The organism is Pyxidicoccus xibeiensis, assembly GCF_024198175.1.
Lineage (GTDB): Bacteria > Myxococcota > Myxococcia > Myxococcales > Myxococcaceae > Myxococcus > Myxococcus xibeiensis.
Map to the genome: position 1 here is coordinate 106547 of NZ_JAJVKV010000025.1, position 11279 is coordinate 117825.

The 11279-nt window shown below is 66.4% G+C and carries 7 protein-coding genes; 3 read left to right on the plus strand and 4 right to left on the minus strand.

The window, feature by feature from the left end; translation table 11 throughout:
* Positions 1–274: 274 nt before the first annotated feature.
* Together LXT23_RS47490 and LXT23_RS47495 are read left to right on the plus strand one after the other, a co-directional pair.
* Complete coding sequence (locus LXT23_RS47490) at positions 275–2323, plus strand: right-handed parallel beta-helix repeat-containing protein (protein WP_253987178.1); 2049 nt, start codon at positions 275–277, stop codon at positions 2321–2323.
* 222 nt (positions 2324–2545) lie between these two features.
* The gene (locus LXT23_RS47495; RefSeq protein ID WP_253987179.1) at positions 2546–3985 is read left to right on the plus strand and encodes a serine/threonine protein kinase; all 1440 of its coding nucleotides are present in this window, start codon (positions 2546–2548) and stop codon (positions 3983–3985) included.
* A 48-nt stretch (positions 3986–4033) separates the two neighbouring features.
* Here LXT23_RS47495 and LXT23_RS47500 read toward each other — a convergent pair whose 3' ends face one another.
* Positions 4034–5107, minus strand: a complete 1074-nt coding sequence (locus LXT23_RS47500; RefSeq protein ID WP_253987180.1) for a hypothetical protein — start codon at positions 5105–5107, stop codon at positions 4034–4036.
* A 414-nt stretch (positions 5108–5521) separates the two neighbouring features.
* Between LXT23_RS47500 and LXT23_RS47505 the strand changes: the two genes are divergently transcribed.
* The gene (locus LXT23_RS47505; protein ID WP_253987181.1) at positions 5522–8611 is read left to right on the plus strand and encodes an ELWxxDGT repeat protein; all 3090 of its coding nucleotides are present in this window, start codon (positions 5522–5524) and stop codon (positions 8609–8611) included.
* Positions 8612–8775: 164 nt separating this feature from the next.
* Here LXT23_RS47505 and LXT23_RS47510 read toward each other — a convergent pair whose 3' ends face one another.
* The 3 genes from LXT23_RS47510 to LXT23_RS47520 form a co-directional block, all read right to left on the minus strand.
* On the minus strand, positions 8776–9507 hold the full coding sequence (locus LXT23_RS47510; protein WP_253987182.1) for a hypothetical protein: 732 nt from the start codon (positions 9505–9507) through the stop codon (positions 8776–8778).
* Between the two features lie 370 nt (positions 9508–9877).
* Complete coding sequence (locus LXT23_RS47515) at positions 9878–10390, minus strand: SRPBCC family protein (RefSeq protein ID WP_253987183.1); 513 nt, start codon at positions 10388–10390, stop codon at positions 9878–9880.
* On the minus strand, positions 10387–10707 hold the full coding sequence (locus tag LXT23_RS47520; protein ID WP_253987184.1) for an ArsR/SmtB family transcription factor: 321 nt from the start codon (positions 10705–10707) through the stop codon (positions 10387–10389). The genes LXT23_RS47515 and LXT23_RS47520 overlap by 4 nt, the downstream gene beginning before the upstream one ends.
* Positions 10708–11279: the final 572 nt, after the last annotated feature.

Below are 11279 nucleotides of genomic sequence, written 5' to 3' on the forward strand. Positions count from 1 at the left end.
CGTCCTGGAGCATACAGGGCGCATGGGGGCCCTGTAGAGCGTGCAGTGCGTCGAGGCGCGACACCCCACCTGCACGGACTCCTACCCGGGGTGCGGAAGCCATGTGCGCCCGGCGACGGCCTGATGACTGCGGCCAGCAGGATGAGACTCCATCCCGCATGTATTCAATGATCTGTCAGGTCAGTAATTCATGATTAACTTGTAATTCGCCTTTACTTCCGGTTTTCGGATGGTGAGGATGCGTCCTGCACACAGTTGGCAAAGGAGTGAATGCATGCGTATCAACAGCTCTGCCCGGGGCGGGGCCTGGAGCGGCCCGGTCTTGACGGCTTGCCTTTGTCTGATGATGAGTTTCACGCCTGCGGCAGACGCGGCAGTCAACCATCTCCATGTAGCCACCACGGGAAGCGACACGGCGGGCAACGGTTCGTCCGGCAGCCCCTACAGGACGATTCTAAAGGCCTCGCAAGTCGCCACTCCCGGAGCCATCATTCATGTCGCTCCGGGGACCTATAGCGGCGGCTTCCTGACCACCGCGAGCGGAAACGCGACCGAGCGCATCAGCTACGTCTCCGATATCGATCCTGTGACGAAGGCAAGGGCCCGGATCGTCCCGCCGAACAGCACGGTGACGACAGGAAGCATCTGGGAGAATCGCGGTTCCTATGTAGACATCGATGGCTTCGAGATTGACGGCACAGGCACCAAGATGCCGAATGGTCTGATCAATCAAGGCTCCTATGTCACGGTCAAGAACAACCACGTGCATCACGTCATCTACGGGCCTGGTCAGCTGTGCAACGGCTCGGGCGGGTCCGGCATCAACATCCATGACTACGATATTCCCGGGCTCATGACGGGCACGGTCGTCACCGGAAACACGGTCCATGACATCGGCTATACCTGTAGCAAGATCCAGAATATCTACATCAGTACGAGGGCCACGGTAACGAACAACCTCTCCTACAACAATCCCGGAGGAGGGGGCATCCACCTCTGGCATGACGCCCACCAGGTCACGATCGCCAACAACACGGTTACCAACACCTGGATGGGCATCATCGTGGGCGGCGGCGGCTACTACGAGACGAGCGGGCCCGCCGACTACGTGGTCGTATCCAACAACATCGTCTACGACAACGATTACGGCGTTTCCCTGCAGGGGCAGACCGGAAGCCACAACACGTATACGAACAATCTGGTGTATCAGAACAGTGTCTACAACTTCAGCCCCGGCCTGATCCACACCGGCACCGTCGCGGCTGCTCCCCAGTTCGTGAACCCGGCCGCGGGGAACTTCCGCCTGGCGCCTGGCTCGCCGGCGATCGACGCGGGCTCCCCGACCTATGCGCCTTCCATCGATCTGGATGGCAAGGCCCGCCCCGCAGGTGCGGGATATGATATCGGAGCATACGAATCCGGCTCATCTTCTTCGGGACAGACGCTCACGTTCTGGGAGAAGGACAGCGAGGCGGGCACCACCGCCGGCTATTGGTACAAACAAGCGCTCGTGGATGGCGTGGTCGTGTGGGAAAGCGATGTCACGGCGGACGGCACTGCCTGGCAGTCGCACTCGGTAGCGATCAACCCGGCTGGCTCGAGCTTTGACCTGCAGTTCAGGCTGGTCAGCAAGGCGGGCGTATCGAACTACCCGATCTCCTTCAATGTCGATGATGTTGCCATCAACGGCGTGGCCATCGTGAACGCGGGCTTCGAGTCGACGACGGGATGGACCTATGCCGAGACCAAGGCGGCATTTTCAGGCGTCTATGACACCGCCTTCCACGGGGGCGCGAAGTCGTACAAGCTGTCCTATCCGGGCTCCACGCCCTCCGTGGCGGGGGATGCGAGCACCCTCTCGCAGCGGGTGAGCTCGAACAAGACGCTCACGTTCTGGGAGAAGGACAGCGAGGCCGGCACCACTGCTGGATACTGGTTCAAGCAGGCGCTCGTCGATGGCGTGATTGTATGGGAAAGCGATGTCACGGCGGACGGTACTGCCTGGCAGTCGCACACGGTCACCATCGCGCCAGCCGGCCCGAGCTTCACTCTCCAGTTCAGGCTGATCAGCAAGGCGGGCGTCACGAACTACCCGATCTCCGTCAACATCGATGACGTTGCGGTAGGCGGCGTTGCCATGACGAACGCGAACTTCGAGACGGCGACCGGATGGAGCTATGCCGAGAACAAGGCGGGCTTTACCGGCGGCTACGATACCGCCGCATTCCATGGCGGTGCCGCGTCGTACAAGCTCTCCTATCCGGGAGCGACGACGTCAGCTGCGGGTGATGACGGCGCCATCTCGCAGACCCTGGCAAACTAGCCGGAGCACCATCGCCAGGGAGTAGGCGGCGCTCCACGCGCGAGCGCCGCCCTTCCGCAGTGTGCCCTGCGATGGGACCAGCCGATGAAGCCCGGTGGAGGGAGCACCCGCAAGTCGCAGGGGTGACGAAATGCCACGGTCCACCTGCCGGATTGCTTTGGGAATCGACGACCGTGTGAGTAGCCTGACCGTACGCGGAATGGACCGCTTGCGAGGCACTCCATGGAGTCCTACCCCCTCAATCCGGCCAGGCTGCCTCCAGGGACTGTCATCGGCCGGTGGCGCCTGCTGGAGCAGTGTGGCCGGGGTGCGTTCGGCGTCGTGTATCAGGCCGAGAGCGTGGACGGGACTCCGGGCGTCGTGGCGCTCAAGCTGGCCCTGGACCCCGGCGATGCACGCTTCGTCCGTGAGGCCGAGCTGCTCGGCCGCGTCCACCATCCCGCAGTTCCGCGCCTCTTGGACCACGGGCGGTGGCAGCCTCGCGACGGCGTGTCCCACGCCTGGCTCGTCATGGAGTGGGTCGAGGGCGTGTCCCTCTATGACTGGGCCCTGGCGCAGCGCCCGTCGTCACGGCAGGTGCTCCACCTGCTGGCCCGGCTGGCGAGGGCACTGGAGGCCACCCATGCCGCCGGAGGCGTCCACCGTGATGTGAAGGGCGACAACATCCGCGTGCGAGGTGCGGACGGCCAGCCCTTCCTCATGGACTTCGGCTCGGGGCACCACCTGGGCGCTTCCACGCTGACGTGGCATCCGTTTCCTCCCGGCACTCCCGCCTACCGCGCTCCCGAGGCCTGGCGCTTCGTGCTGGGCCCCGGCAAGCCTGCCACCGTCCCCTATGCCCCCAGCCCCGCCGATGACGTCTTCGCCCTGGGGGTCACGGCGTACCGGCTCGTCACCGGCGAGTACCCGCCCTCGCCGCATCCGCGTGGCGACGAGGCGTGGCTGTGGGACCCGGACAAGCTGGCGCTCTGGACCGCAAGCACGCGCAACGCCCGCTGCGTGCCGGAGCTGAGCGCGCTGGTGTCCCGGATGCTCTCGCCTCGGCCGGAGGAGCGGGGCCGTGCGCGGGAGGTGGCCGAAGCGCTGGAGCGGGCAGCACGGAAGGTGGGGCCCGAAGCGGATGTGCCTCTCTTCACCGGGGAGGAGCGGAGGCCCGCGGGCCTGTTTCCTCCAGTTCAGCGCGTCTCGGTGCGGCGACCCACTCGTGCGGTGCGGTGGTCCGAGTTCGTGGCGGCCGGCCTCGGTGCCTCCCTGGCCCTGGGCGTGGGCGTGCTGTGGAGCACGCGGCCCGTCGAGCCGTCCGAGCAGATGCACGTCGCGGAAGGGGAGGAGGCGAAGGATGGAGGCACCATCGCCGTGGGAGACGCCGCGCTGACGGCCCCAGTCGAGCCCGAGCGAGCCCCCTCCATGTTGGCGGCCATCCGGGCGGAGTTGCCGCCGAAGCCCCTCCCAAGGCAGCGTAGACCGGATAGTGCCGGACGCTGCTCCGGTAAGGGACTGGTCGCAATCAACGGCGGTTGCTGGACGAAGTTGTCTTTGGATGTGAAGGACTGCGACTTCGCCACGGACGGCTTTGTGTACAAGGGCGCGTGCTACGTCCCCGTCTGGACACCGCAACGCCCTTCCACCTCAGGACCCGCGAATCGCGACGACGCTCCATGACTCCGGGGCGCGTGGGTCACTGCTGCCTGGCGCCCACCCCGAGGAAGGTCATTGCGCCTTCGGCGGCGGCGCCAGCAAGACGCCCCACATGAAGTCGAACTGCAGCGAACCCTCGAGCACGGCGGGGATGGGCTTGCCGGTCGGGTTGTACGGGAGCATCGCCACCGCGGCGGGGCTCGTCTTGCCGTCAGCCCCGAAGGACGCGTAGACGTGGCAGGCAATGCAGGACGAAGCAGCCACGGTCCCGTTCCCCACGATTCGCTCGATGACTGAATTGCCAAGCGCGTAGGGCGTGCCGTCGGCGGCGGTGTAGTCCACCATCGTCGACTTCAGGCAGTAGTTGTTCCAGACCTGCGACAGCTTCGCATCGGCCATCACGGCCGCGAGCTGGGCCGTCTTGTCACAGGCGCCATACTGCGTGTTGACGGCCATCCGGTTCGGGGCGACTGCCGGGCTCTTGGCGCCGAAGGTGTCGTAGCAGCCAATGTCATCGCAGCGGCCGGGATTCATCTGATGCTCGAAGGTCCCCCAGACCCAGTTCGTGTTCTGCCGGCTGCTCACGTGCAGCGAGACCAGGGCATACTCAACGCCGTTGGAGGTGTTCGTGTAGTACAGCTTCTGGATGTTGGCGATGCTGCCCAGGGCGGGGAGCCATTGCAGCAGCGTCTGCACGGGAACCCAGTCGCCCTTGACTGAGATGGACTCCGTCGGCATCGCGACGTTGAAGTTCTTCGCGTAGGCAGCCTTGAGCCCGGCCTGCGTATTGAGGTTGTTGTTGACGATATAGTCGAACTGCGGGCGGTTCCGCTTCACCTCCTCGGCGATGCAGGGCGTCGGCGTGCCGTGCGTCGGAAACCCGCCGACCGCGGCGTTTCCAGGCGTGGCGCAGGGGACGTCGATGGGGCCAGCCGACCCGGTCGACGTCTTTTCGAGCACGCTCCGCTGGAACTTCTTCGGCGCGTTCGCGTCAGGCCAGTGAGGAGTGAGCGAGAAGACGTCGGCGTCGGAGGCCCACGTCTCGAACACCACGGGCGAAGGCTGCGAGGCATTCACCGGCGCCGCGAACTGGGCGAGCAGGCGCCAGATGAACTCGTCCGAGTTCTGGTTGGTGCCAGTCACCACTCCGGCCCTCGCTGGAACCGCGACAGCGACTGTCTGTGGCTCCACGGCGGGTTTCGTCGTCGAGCTCGACGTGGCGAAGCATGCCCCGCCGATGAGGGCCATCGTTCCGACGGTGGCAGAGAAGACAAGCCTGGTCATGGGATTCGTCCTGGGTGGGGGGATTCGCACTCCCTGGGCGCATCGCCAGGGAGCTGCAGTCGCCAGGGCTCCTGTGCACCGTGTGTGCCAGGAGCGACGCAAGGCGGGTCGCCTGTAGCGCTCCTTCAAGGAGAGGAGCCCTTGGAGGCAGCGTTGCGTCCGCGACGGACGCTGGCGCTTCTTCCGGCGACGCACATGGTCACCAGCTTCCTGTCGATTTAGGGTCCGCACCTCTGCTCAACTGAGGTCGTCGTGAACCACGTCAGAGGGGGACACATGAAGCTGTGTTGGAAGGCCCTTGCCGGGTCGCTGCTGTCGTTCGCGCTCGTCAGCCCGGTACCGGCGCTTGCCCAATCCACGCTGTTGAAGGACATCCACCCCGGCACCCGGCCGTACCCGCCTGAATCCGTCCGTCAGCCGGCCGCATCCGGGGGCAAGGTGTACTTCCTGGGACAGACGCCCATGACGGGCACCGAGCCATGGCAGACGGATGGAACTCCGGCGGGCACCTCCCTGGTGGTGGACCTGGCGCCGGGGCCCGACTCCTCCTTCACCTCGGGCTTCGTCGACATGGAGGGTGCCCTCTACTTCATGGCGCGGCAGGGCAATGCCGACAGCGAGGCCCTGTGGAGGTCGGACGGTACGGTGGCGGGCACCGTGCGGCTCGGGTCCGCCCTCCTCCCCGGGTGGGCGAGCCGCCCAGCCGGAGTCGGCGGGCTCACCCGCCTGGGCACGAGGCTCTTCTTCTCCGCCCAGTTCGACGACTCCGGGTTCGAGCTCTGGAAGAGCGACGGCACCCCCGAGGGCACCGTGCGGGTGAAGGACCTCCACCCGGGTCCGCAGGGCTCCAATCCGCGGAGTCTGAGGGCCGGGAGCAGCATGCTGTATTTCTTCGCCGACAGCGGGGGTGGGGAAGTCCTGTGGCGGAGCGATGGGAGCGAGGCCGGCACCGTCGCCGTCCAGCAGTTCGCCCAGGGCTTCTCGCCGCTGCGTCTCAACGTCATCGGGAACACCGCGCTCTTCCTCATGCAGAACGGCACCCGCACTGAGCTGTGGAAGAGCGATGGCACCGCGGCCGGCACCGTGAAGCTGACGGGCCTGCCGGGCTCCGCGTCGTGGAGCGCCAGTCTCTGCGGAGGCAGGCTCTTCCTGTCGAACCGCATGACGCTGTGGACGAGTGACGGAACGCCGGAGGGCACCGAGGAGCTCGGCTCCTTCGTGTCCGTCGACACGTCCATCCAGGACGTGGGAGGTGCCGCCCTCTTCTTCGCGAACACCCAGGATGGCTACTCCGGGCTCTTCAGGAGCGATGGCACTGAAGCGGGTACCACGTCGGTGGGTGTGCCCGATTCGGGCGGAGATTCTTTCTTTGGCAACACCAGCACGGGCTCGGTGGCCTTCTTCTTGCGGAGCGACGCCGAGGGGGCCTCGCTGTGGAAGACGGACGGCACCGCGCAGGGGACCGGGCTGGTGAAGCGCATGCCGCCGGGCGAGCGGCCCTGGAATGGCTACGGGACGAGCATTCCCGGAGCCGCTGGGGGCCAGTTCTTCTACGAATTCGGCTACCTCCGCGAGCGCGGCGGCAGAGATGCCATGACGCTGTGGCGGAGCGATGGCACCCCGGAGGGGACGTACCCGCTCGTCAGCCCCCAGCAGCAGCCCGCGAGCTCCCGGGCGTCGAAGGCGACGGTGGCGGGCGGAGTCGCCTTCTTCGCCGCCGAGGATGGCACCGGCGGCCGCGGGCTGTGGAAGACGGATGGCACTCCGAGCGGCACCACGAAGGTGAAGGACCTGACCTCAGGCGTCCTGGAGCATGCCGGTGGAGAGCCGGATGCCATCGTCAGCCGCGAGGATGGCACGCTCTTCATCCTGGTCCGGCAGGGCCTCATCAATCGTCAGACCCATGGATTGTGGAAGAGTGACGGCACCGAGGCCGGCACCGTCCTGCTCAAGCAGTTCGAGGCGTCGTATTCCTTTGCTTCCACCCTCCAGCGGGTGGGGAACACCGTGTACTTCGCCGCCCAGGACGATGCCCACCCCGGCCTCGAGCTGTGGAAGAGCGACGGCACTGAGGCGGGCACCGTGCGGGTGAAGGACATCCACCCGGGCCCCGAGGACTCCGAACCCGCGAACCTGTGGGCGGTGGGCAGCACGCTCTACTTCGTCGCCAATGATGGTGAGGTCGGCCGGGCGCTATGGAAGAGCGACGGCACCGAGGCGGGCACGGTGCGGGTGATGGACCTCCATCCGAGCGAGGACGACGGCCTGGAGGTGTGGAACGAGCGGACGAACTTCGCCGTCGTGGGCAACACGCTCTACTTCCTGGCCGACGACGGAGTGCACGGCCTCGAGCCATGGAAGACGGACGGGACGGAAGCCGGGACGGTGCTCCTGAAGGACTTCCGGCCGGGTGCCGGGGATGGCGCCTTCGCGCTGTATGCGGTGGGCAGCACGCTCTACCTGGTGGCCGACGACGGTGTGCACGGTTTCGAGCCGTGGAAGAGCGACGGCACGCCCGGGGGAACGGTGTTGCTCAAGGACATCGTCCCCGGCGCGGGCAGTGGCTTCGGCGCTGGCTTCACCCGACTGGGGGAGGGGAGCTTCTTCCTGGCCTTCACTCCGGAGCACGGCATCGAGCCGTGGAAGACGGACGGGACGGAAGCCGGGACGGTGCTCCTCAAGGACGTGCTCCCCGGGCCGGGCAGCAGCCTGCGCGAGTTCACCCCCGGGACGGTGGCGCTGGAGGACCGGGGCCTGGTGGTCTTCGCGGCGACGGACGGCACGTCGGGCGAAGAGGTGTGGGTCACGGATGGCACGCCGGAGGGGACCGAGCGCGTCGCGGACATCGTGCCGGGGGCGGCCTCGTCGGTGCCTCGAGGCATGGTTCGGGTGGGAGAGCGGCTGGTGTTCCTGGCCATGGACCCGGCGGTGGGCAGCGAGCCGCACGTGCTCCCGCTGCCGGTGAGGAAGGACCGGCGACCTCCGGAGGTCACCTGTCCGGCCGCCGTCACCGCGGAGACGGAGGAGGCCGTGGGCACGGTGGTGACCTACCCGCCCGCGACGGCCACGGACCCCACGAGCGAGCCCACGCTGCGCTACAGCGTCGCCTCGGGCAGCACGTTCCCGGTGGGGACGACGCAGGTGACGGTGACGGCGACAGACGCGGAGGGCAACGAGAGCCGGTGCACCTTTGGTGTCACCGTGACGCGCAAGGACGTGGCCCCCCTCCCGCAGCCCGGTGATTCCGAGGGCTGCTCCTGCAGGGCCTCCGGGGCCGCTGGCTCGGCGGGCCTGTGGAGCCTGCTGGCGTTGCTCGCGGGGACGTCGATGCGGAGGCGGAGGTCCGCTCCTCGCGGCAGGGCGTGACGGAGCGCCTCGGGGGCCGCGGGCCGTGCGGGATGGACGGCTTTGCGGCCCCTGGGGAAAGGGGGCTGGCAGAACCGCGGAGGGCGTGGCGAGTCAGGCGGGGTGTTGCCCCGAGCGCGGCGACTCCATTGTTCAGGAGCCGCCAGGCGCTCTCGTGGAAATCCTCAGAAGGTTCTGATGTAGGGCGACATCGTCGAGCTGTAGAAATTGGGATAGATGGCGACGAAGTTGGTTCCCGTCACGATGGGGTACGGCCAGGGAATGGTCGCGGGATACTCGTAGAGCGAATTGCCCGTGAAGGTGCCACTCACCTCGATGTAGCCGAGCTGAAGGGTGAGCGCCCCCAGGTAGGCCGCGCGCCCGGCCCCGGCCCCGCCATTCGCCGGCACCAGCGACGACGCCAGCCCCGTGACCCGCAGGGAGCCCAGGGTGTTCGGGTCCAGGCGGTGAATGTTGACGCGCCCGACGTTCCCCATGCCCCGGAAATACTCTCCGCTGGAATAGGCCGCCACGATGCCCTCGGTATTGGACACGAGCGCGATGTCCGGCAAGAGCTTCGAGGTCCCCAGCTCCACCGTGCCAGGAACCAGCGTGCAGGTGCCAGGCGTGACGACCTCACTCTGAACGGTGACGTGGTAGATGTAGTAGACGGGGTACGGATACGGGCCGTTCTCCTGGAGGACCCTGAGCACATAGTCGCAGCCCTGCCGGTGCGTCCGCAGCTCCTTGACGACGGGCAGGGTGTTCAGGTCCTGCCGGGCGAGCTCGGGAGCCTCATCGCTCACCGGACTCGAGGGCTGCTCCATTCCCTCACCGCACGCCGCGCCCATCATCATCACCAGGCTCACTGCCATCAGCTGCCGCGTCATGTGCTGCCTCCGCTCTTGGGAGCTCATTCCATCCCTCTCCACGAGGGATGCACTGGCCCGGATAGCGATTGTGCCATGCGCAAACTCCAATCGGTGAAGAACATCCTGGCCCCGCGTCGTCGCCCCCTCGCGCGGCGACGAGGGGGAGGCCACTTTGGGGCCCGACGAAGGGCGGTCGAGCCCGCCAGCCGCCTGTGCCGTGGCGGCCGCATGGGCGCGCGCTTCCAGGCGCGGCACCGCGAGCAGCGGGAGGTGCCTTCACCCCCGCCGCCCGCCCAGCCTCACGGCGTGAACTTCCCAGAAGGGGCGCGGCAGGTGCCTGGCTCTCTTGGCTGGCTGTGGCGGCGTACGACGCCTTGCTGCGGCTCGACAAGCCGGGGCCGGGCTTCTACATGTTTCATTTCCCTTTTTCCCGGAGGCGCGCGAGCAACTCTTCCAGATTGCCCAGGCCCGCGGAATAGCCTTCCTTGAACCCCATCTTGATTTGGGCTTCGAGGTGCGCGAGCGAATCGCAGCGGATGTCATTGGTGACCAGGGTGATGCCTTTGCTTTCGGAGAAGGAATTGACCCATGTCGACCCCGTCGTGGCCGGATTCACTTTTCCGCTTTCGTCGCAGAAGAGGCTCCGGTACGTGAAGCTTTTTCGCGGGGCGATCTTCGAGAAGTCCTTCAATGCCCAATGCCTCTCGCCTTGGGGACCGACCATGGCATACAGCCATCGCCCGCCTTCGGAAAAGTCCATGGATTTGGTTTCCGCCTTCCAGGGTTTGGGCGCCCACCATTGGTCGAGGAGTTCGGCCTCGGTCCAGGCCGCCCAGACCAGGTCGAGCGGCGCATCAAAGGAGCGCTCCACCTTGACGGCCAGGTTATCCTTGTCCACCACGAAATTGAAAATCTTCTCTTGGGTCATTTCTTCCTCGCCTTCAATCGGGTGAGTACGTCGTCCAGTTGGGTGAACCGCTTGGCCATCAGGGCCTTGAATTGCTCCAGCCATTGCTCGACTTCGAGCATCTTGTCGGCCCTCAAGTGGTATTGGATTTCCCGCCCTTGCTGTTCCTGATCCAGCAGGTCGCATTCCACCAGGATCCGGATGTGCTTCGAAACGGCCTGCCGGCTGGTCTCGAAATGCTCGGCCATGGCACTCGGGGTCATCCCCTGCACGGCCAAGAGCATGATGATGGCGCGCCGGGTCGGATCGGCGATGGCTTGGAAAATGTCCCTTCTCATCCGGCTCCCTGCGGGTGATCCGCAACCGTTCGGTGGCGAATATGCTCGCAACCGTTCGGTTGCGCAACATCTTTCCGAAGATCCGGAAGAAGGGCTGGTTTCAACCCAAAGTCGGAGAGCATGGGAAGGATAGGAGCCCTCTTGGGCGGAGCGGGAGGGTGCAGAGCGGGAGGTGAGGGGCGCTGACGGGGAGCCCATGAGCCGCACGCCGAGCCGGCGCAGAAGCCTTTCATCTCCAGCAGACACACGCCTGCCCAGCCCAGCCGCCTTCTCAGGCGGAGCGCGGCAGGGGCCTGGCTCTCTTGGCTGGCTGTGGCGGCTTGAGCTTCAACACCCCGCGGCCTGGGGCGGCCCTCGCGCAGGGGCCAGGTGCGCACTCGCCGTGGGCAACCCCAGGTGCTCCAGAGTCGCTCTCACCCCTCCTGCTCCCTTCACGTACGCCAACACCCTTGAGCCTGCCTCCACATCTCAAGCACGCCAACACTTCCACGGCGAACGTCCTGCTTGAGCAGCCCGGCCCAGTCCAAACGGGGTGTGCGCTCCTTCCTCGGCTCCTCCACCGTCGCGGCAAA

Bases quoted from the DNA above. Each gene is read 5' to 3' on its own strand.
- LXT23_RS47490 (WP_253987178.1), top strand. From the start codon at position 275: ATGCGTATCAACAGCTCTGCCCGGGGCGGGGCCTGGAGCGGCCCGGTC.
- LXT23_RS47495 (WP_253987179.1), top strand. From the start codon at position 2,546: ATGGAGTCCTACCCCCTCAATCCGGCCAGGCTGCCTCCAGGGACTGTC.
- LXT23_RS47505 (WP_253987181.1), top strand. From the start codon at position 5,522: ATGAAGCTGTGTTGGAAGGCCCTTGCCGGGTCGCTGCTGTCGTTCGCG.
- LXT23_RS47510 (WP_253987182.1), bottom strand. From the start codon at position 9,507: ATGAGCTCCCAAGAGCGGAGGCAGCACATGACGCGGCAGCTGATGGCA.
- LXT23_RS47515 (WP_253987183.1), bottom strand. From the start codon at position 10,390: ATGACCCAAGAGAAGATTTTCAATTTCGTGGTGGACAAGGATAACCTG.
- LXT23_RS47520 (WP_253987184.1), bottom strand. From the start codon at position 10,707: ATGAGAAGGGACATTTTCCAAGCCATCGCCGATCCGACCCGGCGCGCC.